Origin of the sequence: Amphritea pacifica, from assembly GCF_016924145.1 — a bacterium.
GTDB classification, from domain to species: domain Bacteria; phylum Pseudomonadota; class Gammaproteobacteria; order Pseudomonadales; family Balneatricaceae; genus Amphritea; species Amphritea pacifica.
In genome coordinates, this window is sequence record NZ_JAFFZO010000001.1 from 19,218 (window position 1) to 38,458 (window position 19,241).

The window sequence follows — 19,241 nt, forward strand, 5'->3', positions numbered from 1 at the left end:
CGGAAATAGCCACACTGACCAAGTGGCAAACAAGACACAACCACCGGGACCCGCTCTTTTCTCAGAACAAAAATAATAAAGTAAATTAAATCAACAAGATAAAATGGTGATCAATGTTTATTCAGAGGGCTCTTTTCGCCTGCTGCAGTCGCGCATAGGCCGACAGGAGTTTCTGGTGCTGCACAAAGCCCTCCAGCGCCATGGTTGACTCAGCCAATCCGGCAAACAGGCCATGACCATCGATCATTTCCAACACCTCAGCTACCCGATCAACACCATAGATCTGCTCCAGCAGAGCGCGATACTGGTCCAGTGTACGCTCTGTATCGAGGCGAAAACTCAGGCATTGATGCAAACAGCGATACAAGCTGGCCCGATCCCCCTGCGGACAATCTGACCGCTGAATCCAGTCACTCCAGTTCAGCGCTTCCTGCAGTTCACCCAGTTTCAGGTTTAACAGACACTTCAACTCACCCACTCGCAATGAGTCCCACAGGGTTGAAGGGTCTGACAGAATACCGATGATATCCACCACCAACTGCTGATCGGAAAAGCCCCCCTCCTCCAGTTTAACCAGCAGATTTTCAGCGTCCTGCTCAGTCAGGGCAGGCAGTCGCAACAATGGCTGTCGCAGTTCAACGCCGGCATTATTGTTGTTCCAGACCAGCTTATCGACCGGAAAAATCTCTGACATACCGGGCACAATAACCCGACAGCTATACACCCCCAGGTGTTCAAAGTCAGCGATATATATATCCATATCAACCTTGTGAATCAGATGACACAGCTGTTCAAACTCAGCCTGGGTATCGCCCTCAATATTCCACTCTGTGAAGCTGTAATCGGTCTTTGTCGCAAACAGGTCCCAGGCAACTGCACCGGTGGAATCAACGAAATGGGCATCAAGATTTGCCTGATCCGCGACATCAGTAATATCAAAAACCGGTAGTGGAAAACCGTTCAGATTTTCAGGGCTGCGCCCCTGAAGCAGTTCGGTTACAGCCCGCTCAAACGCCACCTCAAACTTAGGGTGCGCGCCGAAAGAGGCAATACATCCGCCATCCTGAGGGTTAATCAGGGATACGTTCACCAGAGGGAACTTGCCTCCCAGCGAAGCATCCTTAACCAGCACAACATAACCCTGACGACGCAGTGCCTCAATCACCTCAACCGTTTTTGGATAACGCTCCTGCACCCTTAGGGGAATATCCGGCAGACTGATCCCGGAGGAGATAATGGTATTCTTTATATGTCGTTCAAAAATTTCTGACAGCGCCTGAACCCGGGCTTCACTGACACTGTTCCCGGCCGCAATACCATTATTTCTATAGAGGTTGCCGATAATATTGACCGGTATCCATACCTGGTCACCGGTGCGTTGACGCACAAAAGGAATGGCACAGATCCCCCGTTCACGGTTCCCCGAGTTGGTATCCACCAGCATCGACGCTTTCAGCTCACCATCCATGTTGTAATGCAGCCGGGTGGGTTCATCCAGCATCTCATCAGGTAACACATTGCCCGCTACCTGAAACCACTTCTCATTCGGATAATGAACAAACTCTCCCGTGGCAACAGGCTCACCCAGATAGTAATCCGCGAAAAAACTGTTGCAACTTAGCCGTTCAAAAAACTCCCCCAGCGCACTCGCCAGCGCTGCAGACCTGGAAGCCCCTTTGCCATAACTGAACAGCAGCGGGTTGTTTCGCTCATAGAGGTGGACAGACCAGACATTTGGCAGAGGATTGAGCCATTGCGTCTCCTCAATCTCAAAACCCAGCGACTGCAGACTGGCCGTCATATGAAGGATTGAATCGTCCAGTGGAGCGTCTTTACCGGGAATCATCGACATAGGGAATCCTTGCTACCATTTTCACTAAAAACCGGGAGGGCTGACTATCCTTTCGTAGTCACCAGCACCTTGCGTGCTACCCATCATAACGCCCGTTATACAGAAAACCATCCTCAAGCGAAATGCCGCACAATTAATATCGCCGGAGTACCGCCGGGGAAGCCACCAGGACATTCATCAGATCGTTATTTAACCACTTAATAAAACAGTAAAATATTTTATCTTTTCTGCTTGACGCATACCCCACTCATCATTAACATACGCCGCCACGGTTGAGGTGATCCTCGATAGCTCAGTTGGTAGAGCAGTAGACTGTTAATCTATTGGTCGCTGGTTCGAGTCCAGCTCGAGGAGCCAACTTAATCGTTATCGGATGTAATTCCTCGATAGCTCAGTTGGTAGAGCAGTAGACTGTTAATCTATTGGTCGCTGGTTCGAGTCCAGCTCGAGGAGCCATCTTTCAGAACGGGGCATAGCGCAGTCTGGTAGCGCATCTGGTTTGGGACCAGAGGGTCGTAGGTTCGAATCCTGCTGCCCCGACCACCTCTTTTTATAAAGAGATTGGTGGTTTTTCTGAGACACGAAAGAACAAAACGTGTATAAATAACCGTTCATTCAGTCGGGGCATAGCGCAGTCTGGTAGCGCATCTGGTTTGGGACCAGAGGGTCGTAGGTTCGAATCCTGCTGCCCCGACCACCTCCTTTTCATAAAGAGATTGGTGGTTTATCTGAGACACGAAAGAACAAAACGTGTATAAATAACCGTTCATCCGTCGGGGCATAGCGCAGTCTGGTAGCGCATCTGGTTTGGGACCAGAGGGTCGTAGGTTCGAATCCTGCTGCCCCGACCACTTTAAAAAGCCGCTATAAAAAGTGCATCTGGTTTGGGAACTATCCAGGCTAGGGTCATAGACTCTAATACTGCTGCCCGACCACTTTAAAGCCGCCATAAAAAGCGCATCTGGTTTGGGAACTCTCCAGGCTAGGGTCATAGATCCTAATACTACTGCCCCGACCACTTATAAAGCACTTTAAAGCCGCTATAAAAAGCGCATCTGGTTTGGGAACTCTCCAGGCTAGGGATCATAGATTCTAATACTGCTGCCCAACCACTTTCTTTGTGTAACAAGTTTCTCGGTAAAAGTATTCGCTTACCAGTTTAACGAAGCTATCCGAACGATTTTTTCCTCTTACCGATACAACCGGTTAGAAAATCTGTTTTTCAGCAAATCCCCTTCGCTGAACCTTAACGAAGTCATTTCGTTATTCACCGGGGTATACATTACCGTCTGTTTTATCTTGTATACAGCTACCCCGGATTTTTTTAAAACTATTAAACCTGGCCTTCCTCCCCTCTCAGACCTCTTTCCTATACCGGTAATTACATGACTTGAGTAGAATTGTCTTATACACAAAGAATGGAATGAGTGAGTGATGGACCAAAACCCTCTACAACTGTTTAGCAGCCCTGATCAGACCTGCGCCCCCCCCTCGTGGCGTGCTTGTTTTATTCCCGGACCAGCCAATAAAACCAGAACTCTTCAGCCTGCACCTCCCAGATCACGCTTTAGCCGGGCACTGAAATGACATCTGAGCAGGCTTACTTTTTCACCGTGGCGTTAATCAATCTGGTATTAGCTTTCTCAGGAACCAGAATTAAGGACCCTGAAGGCAAACAGAGATCAATACTGTTTTTTATTCTGGCGTTCGCGGCAAACTTTCTGAGTTGGTTTATCTATGTATTTGATATCGGTGTAACCTTAAAAATCATATCGGTCCTCTTATCGTCGGTATTCATCTGGGGGATGGTTGTATTCAGTTACAAGCGATGCGAATGCTCATTACCAGTCGCATTCATATCAGCCATTTTTCTGATTAATTGCGTTGCTTTAAGCTACTTTACCTATGCAGAACAACTCTATAACGCCCTGCACGTCAGTGCGCTGTTTGTCCCTTTGGCCTTCTGCATGATGGGCTACCTGTTCCTGAAGATAAAACAGCACAGAAACCCTTCTGATATCATTCTGGCTTACGCCTGTTTCTTCATGGCGGTAATCGTCGCCAGCCGTTCTCTGCTATTGAAACTTTCACCTGAACTCTTTAGCGCCACCGTCATTTCGTCACAAATCATTTGGCCGGCTTTTAGTGTTATCAGTGGAGTATTTGCGTTGCTAAGCTATACAGAGGAAGTTCAATTCAAGCTACAGCAAGAATCCAATACTGACCAGCTTACCGGACTGGCGAATCGGCGGAGCATGGATCGTACTCTTAATAAGGAATGGGCAAGAGCAGACCGACACCAAAGGCCTCTGGCTTTGATGATGCTGGACGTCGATTTTTTCAAGAATTATAACGACCAGTACGGTCACCAGGCGGGCGATGATTGCCTCAAAGCAGTGGCCCAATGTCTGCTTAGCTCATGCCAACGTGCAGGAGAGCTGGCCGTACGATATGGTGGTGAAGAGTTTTTACTGATTCTTCCCGAAACGGATATCACTGCAGCAAAGGCATTAAGTAAAAAAATCTGCGCGTCTATCGCGGAACTTGAAATACCGCATCACTCCTCCCCCCAGGGGGTTATTACCCTGAGTTCAGGAATCGCTGTGGTTTCAGACCATAACTACCAGAACATCGATGAGCTATTACGAGCAGCTGATTCAGCTCTGTATCAAGCCAAGCAAAATGGCCGAAATCAGACTCAGATTGCTCAGAAAATCACTTTCAACAAACCCATTTTATTTTGATATCATCAGTATCCGACAGTTCCAGATCTGTTTCCCTTCGCCACCCAACACGGGTTAAAGCAGCATTTTCGCTAATGGTAATCTATGATTTTCTCTGCAAAAAAGAACCCTGAAAATACTGGCAAGCACAGACAGTTCATCGTCGTTGGTGTTCAGCGAGGAGGCACCTCGGCAATAGCGGCAGCACTTCAGGCACTGGGGATATCCCTTGGGGATAACTATCATAGCCCTATCTATGAAGATTTAGAGATGGCAAAAGCGTTTCGCAGCGGCAACTGGAAAAAGCTGCAACAACTGATAATGGCATATGAACAGGAGTATCAGCAGTTTGCCTGGAAGCTACCTGATAGCAACAGTAAGCTAGCCCGCATTTCCAGACTGTTTTCAAACCCCAGTTTCATCTTTGTTTACAGGGATATCTGCGCAATCGCCAACCGAAAACAGTCAGTGCAGAACATCACTCTCGTCGAGGCAATGAAATCCAGCCTGACGGCGTATAACCGGATAGTAAAATTCGTCGAAAAAAACGACTATCCAGCTCTGCATATCTCTTATGAGAAGCTTCTGCAGGATACTCAGGGGCACTTAAGACAGATTGCAGATTTTTGCGATATTGATGTAACCGGGAGCTTAATTGATCAGGCCAGCAGAGCTATCGAAGCGTCTCCGAAAATTTATACTCAATGGGTGGACATTTCACGACAGATTCATCTGCTCAATAAAGCCGGATTTGACGGCTATATTGATAAGGTTTCTGAAAACCTGGTGTCGGGCTGGTTTCTTCAAAAGGGATCTGATCAGCCTGTCACTGTTGAGCTTCTCGTGAATGATCATTGGGTCGCGGATTTTCTGTGCGAAGAGTTTCGGGGGGATCTGATCACAGCTGAAAAAAGCGTGACTGGCAAGGCCGGTTTTCGTATTCCAGTACCGAAAGGCACTTTAGCCAGATCAGACACAGTATCAGTCAGACCTAAAGGTCATTCGACAAGCCTGTTCAGCATATTTTAAGACAACGCTATCGATACGTGTGACACCTTATTCACAATGTGATCACACGTTCGCAGATCTTGCGGAAACAGACTGAATCAACGTCATTTCGCTCTATAGAATCAATCACGATGGTGATGACGCCAACAGGGATACCGCTCCGGTAAACCGGCAAAATCGTTACGAGGTAGGATGAGCCTTTCCCCCTTTCAACTTCAAACGCCCGCAGAGATATTCTCTCGACACTTCTGACAACTCTGGCGATCGCCTTCTGCAACCTGAGATTATCGACAAGAGCCCGGCAACTTAAACGGTTTTTATTATCTGTTTTAAGTCCATCCCCACTTGCCAGCGCCTGATCTGCAAAGTGGTTTGTGCAGATGACCTCACCGTTCGTCGCTAACAGAAGCACGACGCATCTGCAGTGATTAAGTTCACTCAGAACGGCCTTAAAACTGGCTTTCAGAAGCGTAAATGTGGCCTCTTCATCAGGGTGATTGAGATTAGTACAGGGGGCGGTAAAGCGTGGCGATGATGAGGACACACGAATTTTTTGTGCCTCGTTCCTCAGCCGGTTGCCCGTCAGAATATCAATACTCCAGAAGCGCATCTTATTTTTATAATTGGCTATCATATACTTCTCCCGGAGCATAAGACCCGGTTTCAGGCACCTGCCCCGCAAAATATCAGATGTTTAAGATTGATAGCAGATACACAAGCAAGTCTTACGCCAATCAAGCAAAATACTTAGCCCCTATATATATCAGAAAGTTACAATAGGTTAGCAGTTTACGGGCGTGGTTATGTCAGCTGCCTTTATCACTATTGAGAGAAACGGAATCATATATTCTTTACTTTGATGATTAACAACAGCCTGATAACCCTCTACGCTATGAATAATTGAATATATGACACTGAGTCTGTTGCTATAAAGTATGCCGGTCAGCAGCAAATCTCGTTCACAATCAGCGACACGGTAGCTGCTCTCAGGTTAATCACTGCACGCAACAGGATCCCGATTGCTGCGGCCGACGTATGATTCTGAGACGCAGTGTCAACCATCAAAATACAGCTACAGGTTTAACTGATCACTCAAAACCGATATTGGAAATACGGAATGGGAAATATCGCTGACGAACTGGTTCAGGTTACTCAGGGCATGAAAGTCGATGTCGGGCACGCCGCACTGACGGTGACCAAAGCACTCGATTACGTAGGCATTGATGATAAAAGTCATGGCCGCCGTGTTGGTCTGATATGTCACCGCATAGCACATCTGCTGGGTTGGAATCGCACCAGAAGGCATTTTATTTTGATTGCGGGCATGCTCCACGACTGCGGCGTGTCATCTACCACAGTGCATCGCAAGCTGGTGGCCGAGATTGAGTGGGAAGGCGCAGAAGAGCACTGTTTGAGAGGTGATCAGTTTTTACAAAGTTTCCCGCCATTCAGCCCCTTCGCTGCAGCAATCAGATACCACCACACCCGCTGGCAGGACCTGCCACCGTCACTCGACAATAAAACGCGGGAATATGCAAACCTGATATTTTTCGCGGATCGCTTAGATGTTGCTTATGCGTCGTTCGTCATCGGTCACCCGCACCATGAAGTACTGTTAGGCCGGGAACACCTTCTTGCTGAGCTGGCACCTTATGTTGGGATACTGTTCTCCGATGAGATATATACAGCAGCTGCGCACGCTATACAGAAAGATAGCTTCTGGCTTGAGCTTCGTGAGGAGTATCTGGATGATGCCATCTTGGAAGCGCTCTCCTCCGAAGACTATGAAATATCATTGTCATTTGACGAAATTGAATCGCTGGGAGAACTAATCTCTCAGATCGTTGATGCCAAGAGCCCCTATACTCACTACCACAGTTTGCGGGTTGCAGACCTGGCTTACACACTTTCAGGGCTAGCAGGTCTGGGGCCTTATCAAAGAAGAATACTGAGACTTTCAGGCCTGCTACATGATGTCGGCAAACTGAGAACGCCAGATGAGATTCTTGAAAAGCCCGGTGCACTGACTGACGCCGAAGTCGCCCAGATGCGCAGCCATCCGCTCGATAGTAAAAGAGTTCTTAATTCACTGTTCCCCAATACCCCGATCGCAAAATGGGCAGCAGAACATCATGAAAAGCTGGATGGATCTGGCTACCCGTTTGGCTGGAAAGGCGATCAGATTGACTTTCCTACCCGGATCTTATCGGTAGCCGATATATTCCAGGCACTTTGCCAAAAGCGGCCATACCGGCACAGGCTGAACATAGATGACGTGCTTGAGATCATGGATGTAATGGCTGCCAAAGGGGAGATAGACCTTTCAATATATGGTTTACTAAAAGCAAACAAAGAGGAACTATATACAATAGCAATAAGAACGTAGCCTCTCTGAGGAGCCGCTTCCTATCGTCAGGCGAGCACAACAAACCTCAGAAAACCGGAAGCCACTCAGCCATGATCTTCCGGAGAAGCGCACAAAATAAACGATATATTGACAAAACACAGCAACTCTATATAGTGTAGAGCAGCTTAGAAAAAGTCTATTTTTTAACCATTTGTTGTCGTTGTATTACTGTTGTTGCAATAATTAAGTATTCTCGTCCCTCTGTTTTAAAGTCCAGTCTTATTTTTTGCTACCCGGTCACCTCTGACTATATTTCGAACAGTAGTGTTGATACCCCACTGTGAAAACACAGATAGAGAGTCGCTCTAAATATCAGTTCAGAGTTGTCCGGCACAATACCAGAACAGTGGCGATTACACTGCACAGATGGTTATTGTTGTTTCCTGTCTGGGCGAACCAGTCGTTCACAGCTTCAGGAAACCCGCTGTATTCAAGTGTCGTGGACACTCGGCAGCTATAAATATTTTTGTCATGTGCATGAGATAGACTAAGAAGGATCTCAGCATTAGTTTTTGGTCATCAGACAGGGCTCAGTGCCCGGGCTAGCAAAAGCAGGTCTGATCTCCAGTCCAATTTAATTCACTCCAGAGACGTGAGTGATACCAGCTACTCGCACCCCGTAGTATTAAAACCCATTAGCAATGAGTTCTTCTGACTACCTGAAGCGGCCGATGCTGGTTTATTTGAGAAAAGAATGAGTAATAACACCAAAGCGGCTATCAATGCCGCAGATTTTGAAAAATACAGTAATCCGATTCCTGGCCGGGAATACATTATGGGCCTGTTCGATGAGCCCGGTAAGTTTTTAAATCGCGAACAGCTGGGTAAAAAGCTGAAGCTGTTTGAAGATGAAGAGAAAGAAGCCTTGCGCCGCCGCCTAAGGGCGATGGAGCGTGATGGACAACTTAATTTCGACCCGCGTAAAGGTTACAGTCTGCTAACCGCTCAGGATCTGGTTGAAGGCCGGATTATCGGGCACCCTGATGGCTTTGGCTTCCTGTCACTGGACCAGGGTGGTGACGACCTTTTCCTGCACGATAGCCAGATGCTCAAAGCATTTCCCGGAGACCGGGTACAGGCACGGATCACCGGCACTGACCGTCGCGGACGCCAGGAAGGTCAGATAGTTAAGGTTCTTGAAAAAAATATGACCGAGATCGTTGGTCGCTTAAGAGTCGAGGATGGCGAGTACTATCTACAACCCGAAAACAGCCGTATCTGTAATGAGATCGATATCCCGGATGATCAGCTAAATGGAGCTCAGGCAGGGCAGTATGTCACCGTTGAGATCACCGAATACCCCTGTCATCGTTTTAATGCTGAAGGTCGGGTAACTGAAATACTGGGAGACGCTATGGCTCCGGGTATGGAGATCGATGTAGCGATTCGCAACCATGATATCCCCCATAAGTGGCCACAGGATGCGCTACAGGCAGCCGAGGCACTGGGCGAAGAGGTTAAAGAAGCGGATAAACAGCATCGTGCAGATCTGCGCGGCCTGCCATTTGTCACCATTGATGGCGAAGATGCCCGGGATTTTGATGACGCAGTCTACTGCGAGAAACGCAAGTCCGGCGGCTGGCGTCTGTTTGTCGCGATCGCCGATGTTTCCCACTATGTCACGCCAGGCTGCCCCTTAGATCTGGAAGCCGCTGAACGGGGTACTTCTGTGTATTTCCCGGGTCATGTTGTACCGATGCTGCCCGAAGCGCTGTCAAACGGACTCTGTTCACTGAATCCCCATACAGACCGGCTGGTTATGGTCTGTGAAATGGCGATCAACAACGCCGGCAAGATGACCAGCTATAGGTTTTCTGAAGGTATTATTCACTCCCACGCCCGGCTGACCTATACCCAGGTAGGAGCGCTGGTCTCTTCACCCGAATCTGAATTGGGTAAAACCGTTGCCCGCAAGCATGCCGACGTTGTTCCCCATATCCACACCCTGCACCATCTCTATGCCGTGCTGAGAAAAGCCCGTACAAAACGGGGCTCCATCGACTTTGAAAAGCAGGAAGTACAGTTCAAGTTTACCGAAGACCGCAAGATTGACCGCATTGTGCCTGTCGTCCGTAACGATGCGCACAAGATGATTGAAGAGTTTATGCTCTGTGCCAACGTCGCTACCGCCCGGTTTTTAGAAAAACTTGAGCTGCCAGCGCTTTACCGTGTCCATGAAGGGCCAGTGGAGAAAAAGCTGACTAATCTGCGGGCATTCCTGAGCGAGAGAGGCCTGAATCTGGCGGGCGGTGAAAAGCCCACACCGGTACATTATGACCGTCTGCTGAAAGGACTTGGCGAGCGACCCGACGCGCAGATTATCCGTATGATGATGCTACGCTCTCTCAGTCAGGCGGAATACAGTTCAAATAACCAGGGACACTTTGGCCTGGCATATCCGGCCTATGCTCACTTTACTTCACCCATTCGGCGTTACCCGGACCTGCTGGTTCACCGTGCAATCCGCTCTGTCATTCGTCGTAGCGAAACTGGTAGCGTGATCAGCCGGGCACTGAAGAAAGTCACCGGAGTGGGTTCCGACCCGGTACACCGGATTAAAACTGCCGCTCCACTGGCACCGGGAAAAAGCTACCCTTATGACCTGGCAGCGATGAATAACCTGGCTGAGCACTGCTCGCTGGTATCCCGGCGCGCGGATAAAGCCAGCTGGGATGTTGAAGCCTGGCTTAAGTGTGAATATATGCAGGACCACGTTGGCGATGTCTTCAGCGGAGTTATCAGCACGGTCACTAACTTTGGTCTCTTTATTGAGCTGGACGATACTCAGGTAGAAGGGCTGGTGCATGTCACCGCTCTGAACAATGACTATTACCAGTTTGATGCCGCCCGGCAACGGCTGGTGGGCGAGCGCACCCACGCCAGTTTCAGTATTGGCGATAAGATCAATATCCGGGTGGTGCGGGTCGATATGGATCAGCGCAAAATCGAATTTGAGCTGGCGGTTAAAGAAACCCCATCAGGTACAACAAAACCACGCAAACGCAAAGGTGGATCTAACAAAGGCGCGGGAAAATACCGCCGCTAAGTCACAGGCGGAGATCTGATTAAGCCGATCCTTAAGAAAATGAAGCATCGGCCTTATCGATCAACGAACCCGCTCAAGCTGATCTAAACAATCATCCCGGATATCCAGATAGTCAATATCCGGCAAGCCCAGATATTCCAGAGCAGGTTTTAATTCCAGCCATGACTCCCGGGGGGTATTCAGTCGCCAAAAGCGGCGATACTGCCCGCTGATATCTTTTGCCAGAAGCACCAGACAGAACAACGCCTTGCTCCTGTCACTAATTGCAACAGACGGCCTTAAAAGCTCTAACGGATAATGCAGTTGTAGTTTAATCGCACCGCATACCGACTCCGGCATATGCCAGGTAGCGGCAATTTCTGCACCGAGCGTGAAGTGATCAACACCATATTGCTGCCGTTCCAGGCTGCTTAAACTGGCCAGATCACGCCCTTCAAGGGCATTCAGAAAACGACGATAATCACTAAAGGACTCCATCATCAGTGGCACACCACAATCGTGTACCATTCCCAGTGCATAGGCCTCATCAGGATTATCAACTGATAAAATGCCGGCTAGCCGGGCCGCCAGTTCAGCGACTTCGGTGGAGGTATCCCAAAACCGGTCAAGACGCCCGGTTTTCGATAAAGAACGTTTTAATGAGATCACCGTAATCAGCGTTTGTAAGCGTTTGAAGCCCAAACGCATGACCGCCTGCTGTAGTGAAGACAACCGCCCTACCCTTGAAAACAGGGGGCTGTTAACCGTGGATAACACAACGGTATATAAGGACACATCGGTCTTCAACAGGTTAACGACAGCGCCAACATCAGGCTCAGCTGACTTGAGCAGTGTTGCGAGTTTCAGCAATATCTCCGGACGGGACGGGATCAGGTAAGGCTTCGGCTTTATTGCCATAAACTCCCCATAACAATTATAACTAAGAGATCGACACAGGATCACTCTACCACTACTGATTAATAAGAGAACAGAAGATTGTCACTAAAACAGGTACAGAGAGTCTCCCTTTTTACCATCCGGCGTCACACAGAGCACTTTATCTCACCAGCCGGTGCCCGAAGAAAAGCTCAGCGGGGCAGGAGCTGTCTGTCGCGATCCTGATGGCAGGTATTCTCAATACTTTTCAGCGATTAGAGAGCCAGATACTCTGATAGGGCGCCAGTTCGATGCTCCCCAACAGATCCTCATAGCGTTGACCACTGAGCAGATCGCGCCAGTCCTGTGTCTGGATAAGATTCAGATCTGACAGCGATAATGTCGCAGACTCAGCGCTGATATTATTCAGACAAAAAATATTCTGAGTGCGGTCGATACTCTGACGCCAGAAACCGAAAACCTGCTCCCCCAGATGCAGAGTAAACTGAGTACCATTTGGATGGAACGCTTTCTGCTGAGTCCGGATGGAGATCAGATGCTTCATCGCGGCAAAAACGCGGTGATGGTGGCTAGTGTGATCTGCCAGTAACTGTTCTAACTCATTATAATCCCATTGATGTCGATTGATTGAGCGAAAGTGACCGGTAGCCTTTACCCGTTCATGATCGTTCTGGGTAGCCAATAAGCTGTGCAGATAGAGACCCGGAATCCCTTCAAGCGCCAGCATAATGGTATGCGCACAAAGAAAGCGCGCCTCACCAAACTCATCCTTTCCCTCAACCGTTCCCTGCAATGCCTCGAACAATGCAATATTGATTTCATAGGGTTTCTTGCCGCCATCGTCCAGCGCCCGCCAGGATACATGACCACCAAAATCCTGCATGGTAGCTATCATCAGATCCACTTCACTATCCGGCAGGATACCCTCTACCGGACGCAGACCGATACCATCGTGAGAGGCGATGAAGTTGAAAAATGCAGTGCCATCCTGAGCCGGCGGCATACTCATCATCCACTGTTTCAGATAAAAATTCTGGCCGGTGATCAGGGCGTGCAGCAATAACGGCGGCAGTGAAAAGTTATAAACGCAGTGTGCTTCGTTCGCGTTACCAAAATAGGAGAGATTTTCCCGGCTGGGAATATTTGTCTCTGTGATTATCATGGCGGAAGGGCAGGCATATTCGATCAGGGTACGTAACAGCCTGACCACCTCATGGGTCTGCTCAAGGTTGAGACAACTGGTGCCCGGCTCTTTCCACAGAAATGCAATGGCATCGAGCCGGAAAATATTGACGCCCTGATCGAGATAGAAGCGAACAATATTAACGAACTCTTTCAAAACCCCGGTGTTACGGAAATCAAAATCGATCTGGTCGTGACTGAAAGTACACCATACATACTTTACCCCATCCGTAGTCTGTACCTCCCTTAACAGCGGGCTGGTACGAGGCCGAACCACCTCACTCAGATTTTCATCGGGACTGGTGGTGAAGTAGTAATCATGTCCTGGTCCCTCACCTTTTATAAAATTCTGAAACCATTCACTCTCACCGGAACCATGATTGATCACCAGATCAGACATTAAACGATACTCTGCCGAAAGCCGTTGGATATCCTGCCACTCCCCCACCGATTCACGCACCGCATAATAGTCGCTCACTGCAAAACCATCATCCGAACTGTAGGGAAAAAACGGCAGCACATGCACGCCGTTAATCACATCATCACACTGCTCATTGAGAAACCGATGCAGGGTTGTCATCGCCCGTTCATCAGCACGCAGCAGGCTGTCACCATAGGTAATGATGATAACGTCCTGCTGACTCCAGTGATTCTGATAGGGAACAGGAACCTGCTCCACGCTACCCAGACGCATAATGGATATCAGATCAGAGACCAGTTGAGCAATATCAGTCTCAAATCCCTGGTAGATAGTCTGCAGGTGGTTCTCAATCTGGCTGGCCAGCTGCTCGCTGGCAGTATTTAAAACGCTATCCATCTTATTCCGCCATAAACTCTTGATGATCCTGTTCTACCGCTTCAATGAGGCGGTCAAACACCTCTGGCATCGCACTGGAGACCCGGCTCCAGCTGGGAATAAAGGGGGTCTCCATCGGATTACTCAGGAACTGCTCTCCGGCAGTGATAATGTTACGCGAGAACATCTCGACGGCCATCTCCTCCTCGTGAATGTCCAGCTGTAAACCATTCATCACCGCATCATTGTGATAGGTTTCAACAAAATCCAGTGCGATCCGGAAATAGGTCGCTTTGACGGAACGAAAGGTCTCTGTATTAAAGGTGTGCCCCTGTGTAGCTAACTTACGGAATAGTGATTTAGTGATGTCGATCGACATCTTCGACAGTCCGGCATTCTTATCCTCTAATGACAGATCCTGATGCTTATGATCATACTGATCCGCAATATCCACCTGACATAAGCGGTTGTTAGCGTAGTTACGATGCATTTCCGATAGAACACCTATCTCCAGCCCCCAGTCACTGGGGATTCTAATATCGCTGAGTACATCCCGGCGAAATGAAAACTCACCTGCTAAGGGATAACGGAAACTATCCAGAAACTGCAGATACTCGATCTCACCAAACACCCGTTTCAGCGCCCTCAACAGGGGGGTTACCAACAGCCGGCTGACCCGGCCATTGATCTTGCCATCCGCAACCCGGGCATAAAACCCTTTGCAGAACTCATAGTTGAACTGGGGGTTGGCTACCGGATAGATCAGTCTGGCCAGCATCTCGCGACTGTAAGTCACCACGTCGCAGTCATGCAACGCCACCGATTCTGCCCGCCCTGATGCCAGAATATACCCCATGCAATACCAGACATTACGGCCCTTCCCTGCCTCTTTTGGTGCCAGCTTCAATGCCTGAAGTTCGGCATCCAGCGCTCTGAGCCGCGGACCATCGTTCCACAGTATGCGATGATGCTGGGGTAGCTTATTAAAAAATGAACGGGCGTAGCGAAACTGATCCTCATTAGCCCGGTCCAGCCCGATAACAATCTCTGAAAGATAGGGGACTTTACTGATCTCATCAATAATATGGCCAAGCGCCGGCCCCTCCAATTCAGAAAAAAGTGAGGGCAGAATCAGTGCTAAGGGTCTCTTTCTGGCAAACCGGGTCAGCTCCTCTTCAACCTCCGCAATCGGCCTGTTCGACAGATTGTGCAGGGTGGTGATAATGCCATTCTGATAAAAATCACCCATAACAACGACTCCTTAACTTCGTACGAAGGTATTCAATTGAATTCACGGTCTCAGGCCGGTCAGCAGCACCTAAGAACCAGTTGACCCCTTCAACCCACCCTTGCGGACCTGTTTGCCGGGACAGATAGAGATGCTGATGTACAACTTCAGGGGGCTGATGCACAGGCGAGCGAACCACCACAGCACAATCAGCCACCTGCAACATATCGACATCGTTGTCACTATCCCCGGCAGCGATAGTTAGTAACGCACTGTCCGGATATTCAACTCGAAACTGTTCCGTCAGCCATTGCAGCGCCTTTCCTTTATTTCCGGCTCCGGTGACATGGAGAAACCGCCCCCCCTGGAGCACCGTCGCTCCCGTCTCTCTGAGCGTTTCAATAAAGCACTGCTTCCGCTCATCTGATCCGAGCCACAGGACGGGTTCACTGAACTCCCTCTGACTGGCTTGTCTGGCAGCACTTTCCGTTAACCCGGTCGATGCCCGGATACCCTCCACACCTAAACGGGTGAAGGTTTCAAACTCCCCTCCAAACCCGGCCTCCTGCTGCGCCAACAGGCCTGTCCAGTATTCACGGGGTTTAGAAAATTGATAACGGTAGAAACCATCAATCAGCTCACAACCTGAGGGAGGTGAGGAAAAATAGTTTTCAGGAATAAACACAGCGGCGCCATTTTCGACTACAAACGGACCATGGTTATCCAGTTCGCATCGCAGAACCGCTAACTCAGCCCGGGTTTTGCTGGTTACAGGGATAACGGGTACGCCAATCTCATTGAAAAGAGACAGCAAAGGTTTCGCAGGACTAAAACTGTAACTGAAGTGATCCAACAGCGAACCATCGAGATCTGTAAAGATCAGAATTTTTTGAGTCATCCCCTCCCTCCCATAGTTGTGCAGCCAAATCTAAGCCCTTAATAAAACGCACCAAACCGGTGCAATCTGTGCTGATTTATTAAACCATTCTGCCTTTGTATAGAGAGACTGCAGGAAGCATACCCAATCTGATAAAAAAACAAGATAAGGGTGCAATTACACAACAATAATCTATTCTTTATAGGTTGCAGGCAGTGATTACGGATAACTATTCAGTCCGATATAGCATATTTTAGTCTGGCAGAGCGTATTGCCAGGGTTTATGACCTCATTTAAAAACGCCGGACAATGAATAGAAACCATAAGAACCTAAGAAGAGGAACCTGAGACAGTTGGCATTTGGGTAGGCGAACGGCAGCCTCCGATTAAGCAGACTGATGGTCATCGCGTGGATCACGCCTGAGTACTTTATTGGAACGCAGATCAGTCTTTAATCCTGACGTCGATAATCCAGAATGGGGCAATAAGGACAATAAAGGTAATTAAGACACTCAAAGTAGCAATTTTATCGATACAGCACGCACTACTTTGACGCAACATAAAAAGTGTCATCCCGACACCCAGGAGGAAAGCCGGAATAGTAAAATGTCGCAAATAGTCAATTTTTGCAGTGAATTTGGTAAATTTTAATCTAGAAAACAGTCCTGTTAGACTTAATTATAGGTTTTTAAAGGTTATGTTTGCACTTTTACTTCGTAATATCGTAGTGTATTAATAGAGATGAAACAGTAACCGACTACAGATTTTTTAATTTGCGGGCAATAAAAATAACTGGTAGCGAGGCAAAACAGCAGATGGAAAATTCAGCTTCCAATGAGGCTTTTGTACGATTTGAGGGTGTTCAGAAAAGCTACGATGGCAGAACTCTCGTAGTAAAAGACTTGAATATTGACGTTCCACGCGGTGAGTTTCTGACCATGCTCGGGCCATCCGGCTCGGGAAAAACTACTTCCTTAATGATGCTGGCGGGTTTCGAAACCGCAACGAAGGGCAATATCTATCTGAACGGTCAGGCCATAAATAATGTGGCTCCTCATAAACGTGGCATCGGCATGGTGTTTCAGAACTATGCCCTGTTCCCACATATGACCGTTGCTGAAAACCTCGCATTTCCGCTAAAAGTCAGAAACATGAACTCCTCTGATATCGAAACCCGGGTTAAGAGAGCGCTTGATATGGTCGAACTGGGATCCTTCGGAGACCGTCGCCCTGCTCAGCTATCCGGTGGACAGCAACAGCGGGTGGCGGTGGCACGAGCCCTGGTGTTTGAACCCGACCTGATTCTGATGGATGAGCCGCTGGGCGCGCTGGACAAAAACCTGCGGGAACAGATGCAATATGAGATTAAGCATATTCACGAGCGTCTTGGCGTTACCGTGGTATATGTAACCCACGATCAGTCTGAAGCACTGACCATGTCAAATCGTATTGCGGTCTTCAATGACGGCGTCATTCAACAGCTCGCGCCCCCTACTGAACTTTACGAAAAGCCTATCAACTCTTTTGTTGCTCAGTTTATCGGTGAGAACAACAAACTGACCGGCACTTTACAATCCACTCAGGATGGTATCTGTACAGTACGCCTGCCTACTGGCGAACTGGTTACTGCCCTGGATATCAATACCGATGATATTGGCAAAGAAAGCACGCTGTCCTTACGTCCCGAACGAGTATTTCTCGACCCTGTTGAGGGACAGTGCGATAACGTATTCACAGGAAAGGTTGAAGAGGTTATCTATCTGGGTGATCACAAACGGGTCCGCATGAATGTCTGCGGCCACGATGAATTTATCGTTAAGGTACCTAACTCAACCGATAACAAGGGATTACAGGTCGGAGGCACCGCTCCTATAGGCTGGTCCTCTAAGGATTGCCGGGCTCTGGACCCGATCTGATCCGGACTGGATTGCTATAAGTTACAAAAAGAATAACAACGTCTCATCACACCGTGATGGACTTATAAACAGCGTCTTCAAGAGGAAGACGTGATGACATCAAGCCCGAGAGGAAAGATCAAATGAAGAAATTTTCCAAACTATCATCTGTCCTGGCACTGGGTGCTGCGGTTTGCATGGGATCTGCGATAGCAGCTGAACCACTGACCGTCGTATCATGGGGAGGAGCCTATACAAAATCTCAGCGTGAGGCCTACAGTAACCCGTTCACCGCTAAAACCGGTATCGAAATTGTTGACGAAGATAAGTCAGGAAATGGTCTGGCAGGTCTGCGGGCGCAGGTTGAAGCGGGCAACGTAACCTGGGATGTTCTCGATATTCTGGAAGGTGACGCGATTCTGGCATGTGACGAAGGCATTGCTCAGGAGCTGGACTATGAAAAAGATCTGAACCCTGGCGCTGACGGCACACCGGTGATGGAAGACTTCGTTGAAGGCTCTCTCTCTGGCTGCTATGTTCCAACCATCGTTTACGCCACGCTGTTCTCTTACAACAACAATGCCTTCCCAGGCGAAAAGCCCAGCACTATTGCGGATGTCTTCGACCTTAAGAAGTTCCCGGGCAAGCGCGCTCTGGAGAAAAAACCCGATGCGAACCTTGAGTGGGCTCTGGCCGCTGACGGCGTACCTTACGACAAAGTTTACGAAGTGCTGAGCACCCCAGAAGGGGTAGATCGTGCTTTTGCGAAACTAGACACCATTAAAGATTCTATCATCTGGTGGGATGCCGGTGCTCAGCCTCCTCAGCTGCTGGCCGACGGTGAAGTTGCCATTGCCTCTGCTTACAACGGTCGTATCTTTAATGCTCAGGTTGTAGAAAACCAGCCGTTTACCATCATCTGGGACGGTCAGGTTTACGAACTGGATGGTTATATCATTCCTAAGGGTGCTCCACATAAGAAAGCGGCAATGGATTACCTGCGCTTTGCCACTGACACTCAGCGCCTGGCAGATCAGACCAAGTATATCTCCTACGGTCCTGCGCGTAAGTCTTCCGCCCCCCTGGTATCCACTCACCTGGAAACCGGTGTAGAGATGGCACCTCATATGCCAACCAACCCAGAAAACTTCAAAACTCCAATTAAGAAAAATGCAGAGTTCTGGGCAGATAATGGCGACGAGTTGCGTCAGCGCTTCAACGCGTGGCTGGTACAATAAAAACGTAAACTGTGGGGGCAAACCAGCCCCCCTTTGCAGTTTATTTACTGGCTTTGTAGCGGCTTGGAAGATTAACCGGGACAAAGCCAGATTATGGTTTGGGTTTGGATGAT

At 48.7% G+C, this 19,241-nt stretch carries 12 protein-coding genes and 5 tRNA genes; 11 read left to right on the forward strand and 6 right to left on the reverse strand.

All coding sequences use genetic code 11. The annotated features are described in order from the left end of the window. Nucleotides 1-121: 121 nt before the first annotated feature. The gene (ycaO, locus tag JW499_RS00080) at nucleotides 122-1,852 is read right to left on the reverse strand and encodes a 30S ribosomal protein S12 methylthiotransferase accessory factor YcaO (protein ID WP_205208668.1); all 1,731 of its coding nucleotides are present in this window, start codon (nucleotides 1,850-1,852) and stop codon (nucleotides 122-124) included. A 281-nt stretch (nucleotides 1,853-2,133) separates the two neighbouring features. Between ycaO and JW499_RS00085 the strand changes: the two genes are divergently transcribed. The 7 genes from JW499_RS00085 (at nucleotide 2,134) to JW499_RS00115 (ending at nucleotide 5,604) form a co-directional block, all read left to right on the forward strand. Next, nucleotides 2,134-2,209, forward strand: a tRNA-Asn gene (locus tag JW499_RS00085). Nucleotides 2,210-2,232: 23 nt separating this feature from the next. After that, nucleotides 2,233-2,308, forward strand: a tRNA-Asn gene (locus JW499_RS00090). 10 nt (nucleotides 2,309-2,318) lie between these two features. Continuing rightward, nucleotides 2,319-2,395: transfer RNA gene (locus JW499_RS00095), tRNA-Pro, on the forward strand. Nucleotides 2,396-2,472: 77 nt separating this feature from the next. Then, nucleotides 2,473-2,549 (forward strand) — tRNA-Pro (locus JW499_RS00100). Nucleotides 2,550-2,626: 77 nt separating this feature from the next. Further along, nucleotides 2,627-2,703: transfer RNA gene (locus JW499_RS00105), tRNA-Pro, on the forward strand. 732 nt (nucleotides 2,704-3,435) lie between these two features. Continuing rightward, the gene (locus JW499_RS00110) at nucleotides 3,436-4,596 is read left to right on the forward strand and encodes a diguanylate cyclase (RefSeq protein WP_205208669.1); all 1,161 of its coding nucleotides are present in this window, start codon (nucleotides 3,436-3,438) and stop codon (nucleotides 4,594-4,596) included. A gap of 300 nt (nucleotides 4,597-4,896) precedes the next feature. Further along, complete coding sequence (locus JW499_RS00115; protein WP_232846150.1) at nucleotides 4,897-5,604, forward strand: sulfotransferase; 708 nt, start codon at nucleotides 4,897-4,899, stop codon at nucleotides 5,602-5,604. 31 nt (nucleotides 5,605-5,635) lie between these two features. Here JW499_RS00115 and JW499_RS00120 read toward each other — a convergent pair whose 3' ends face one another. Further along, a complete protein-coding gene (locus JW499_RS00120) occupies nucleotides 5,636-6,217 on the reverse strand; it encodes a transcriptional regulator (protein ID WP_205208671.1) in 582 nt (193 codons plus the stop codon). A gap of 483 nt (nucleotides 6,218-6,700) precedes the next feature. Here JW499_RS00120 and JW499_RS00125 point away from each other — a divergent pair, with 483 nt between their 5' ends. Next, nucleotides 6,701-7,969: an HD-GYP domain-containing protein gene (locus tag JW499_RS00125; RefSeq protein WP_205208672.1), complete on the forward strand. Its 1,269-nt coding sequence runs from the start codon at nucleotides 6,701-6,703 to the stop codon at nucleotides 7,967-7,969. Between the two features lie 715 nt (nucleotides 7,970-8,684). Continuing rightward, entirely contained in the window at nucleotides 8,685-11,036 is a 2,352-nt protein-coding gene (rnr, locus tag JW499_RS00130; RefSeq protein WP_205208673.1) for a ribonuclease R, read from the forward strand. A gap of 60 nt (nucleotides 11,037-11,096) precedes the next feature. Here rnr and JW499_RS00135 read toward each other — a convergent pair whose 3' ends face one another. From JW499_RS00135 to JW499_RS00150, 4 genes are all read right to left on the reverse strand, one after another. Further along, nucleotides 11,097-11,933, reverse strand: a complete 837-nt coding sequence (locus JW499_RS00135) for an HDOD domain-containing protein (protein WP_205208674.1) — start codon at nucleotides 11,931-11,933, stop codon at nucleotides 11,097-11,099. A gap of 226 nt (nucleotides 11,934-12,159) precedes the next feature. After that, on the reverse strand, nucleotides 12,160-13,911 hold the full coding sequence (locus JW499_RS00140; RefSeq protein ID WP_205208675.1) for a sugar phosphorylase: 1,752 nt from the start codon (nucleotides 13,909-13,911) through the stop codon (nucleotides 12,160-12,162). 1 nt (nucleotide 13,912) lies between these two features. Then, entirely contained in the window at nucleotides 13,913-15,139 is a 1,227-nt protein-coding gene (locus JW499_RS00145; RefSeq protein WP_205208676.1) for a glycosyltransferase family protein, read from the reverse strand. Next, complete coding sequence (locus tag JW499_RS00150) at nucleotides 15,132-16,016, reverse strand: HAD-IIB family hydrolase (RefSeq protein WP_205208677.1); 885 nt, start codon at nucleotides 16,014-16,016, stop codon at nucleotides 15,132-15,134. Before JW499_RS00150 ends, JW499_RS00145 begins: the two co-directional genes overlap by 8 nt. A 794-nt stretch (nucleotides 16,017-16,810) precedes the next feature. Between JW499_RS00150 and JW499_RS00155 the strand changes: the two genes are divergently transcribed. Continuing rightward, on the forward strand, nucleotides 16,811-17,911 hold the full coding sequence (locus JW499_RS00155) for an ABC transporter ATP-binding protein (protein WP_205208678.1): 1,101 nt from the start codon (nucleotides 16,811-16,813) through the stop codon (nucleotides 17,909-17,911). Nucleotides 17,912-18,033: 122 nt separating this feature from the next. After that, nucleotides 18,034-19,128, forward strand: a complete 1,095-nt coding sequence (locus JW499_RS00160; protein WP_205208679.1) for an ABC transporter substrate-binding protein — start codon at nucleotides 18,034-18,036, stop codon at nucleotides 19,126-19,128. The last annotated feature ends 113 nt before the right edge of the window (nucleotides 19,129-19,241 follow it).

What these genes read in the sequence shown, in the direction of transcription:
- JW499_RS00125 (WP_205208672.1), top strand. Translation starts at nt 6,701, where the DNA reads ATGGGAAATATCGCTGACGAACTGGTTCAGGTTACTCAGGGCATGAAA.
- JW499_RS00150 (WP_205208677.1), bottom strand. Translation starts at nt 16,016, where the DNA reads ATGACTCAAAAAATTCTGATCTTTACAGATCTCGATGGTTCGCTGTTG.
- JW499_RS00140 (WP_205208675.1), bottom strand. Translation starts at nt 13,911, where the DNA reads ATGGATAGCGTTTTAAATACTGCCAGCGAGCAGCTGGCCAGCCAGATT.
- JW499_RS00110 (WP_205208669.1), top strand. Translation starts at nt 3,436, where the DNA reads ATGACATCTGAGCAGGCTTACTTTTTCACCGTGGCGTTAATCAATCTG.
- JW499_RS00120 (WP_205208671.1), bottom strand. Translation starts at nt 6,217, where the DNA reads ATGATAGCCAATTATAAAAATAAGATGCGCTTCTGGAGTATTGATATT.
- JW499_RS00115 (WP_232846150.1), top strand. Translation starts at nt 4,897, where the DNA reads ATGGCATATGAACAGGAGTATCAGCAGTTTGCCTGGAAGCTACCTGAT.
- JW499_RS00135 (WP_205208674.1), bottom strand. Translation starts at nt 11,933, where the DNA reads ATGGCAATAAAGCCGAAGCCTTACCTGATCCCGTCCCGTCCGGAGATA.
- JW499_RS00160 (WP_205208679.1), top strand. Translation starts at nt 18,034, where the DNA reads ATGAAGAAATTTTCCAAACTATCATCTGTCCTGGCACTGGGTGCTGCG.
- JW499_RS00155 (WP_205208678.1), top strand. Translation starts at nt 16,811, where the DNA reads ATGGAAAATTCAGCTTCCAATGAGGCTTTTGTACGATTTGAGGGTGTT.
- rnr (WP_205208673.1), top strand. Translation starts at nt 8,685, where the DNA reads ATGAGTAATAACACCAAAGCGGCTATCAATGCCGCAGATTTTGAAAAA.
- ycaO (WP_205208668.1), bottom strand. Translation starts at nt 1,852, where the DNA reads ATGTCGATGATTCCCGGTAAAGACGCTCCACTGGACGATTCAATCCTT.
- JW499_RS00145 (WP_205208676.1), bottom strand. Translation starts at nt 15,139, where the DNA reads ATGGGTGATTTTTATCAGAATGGCATTATCACCACCCTGCACAATCTG.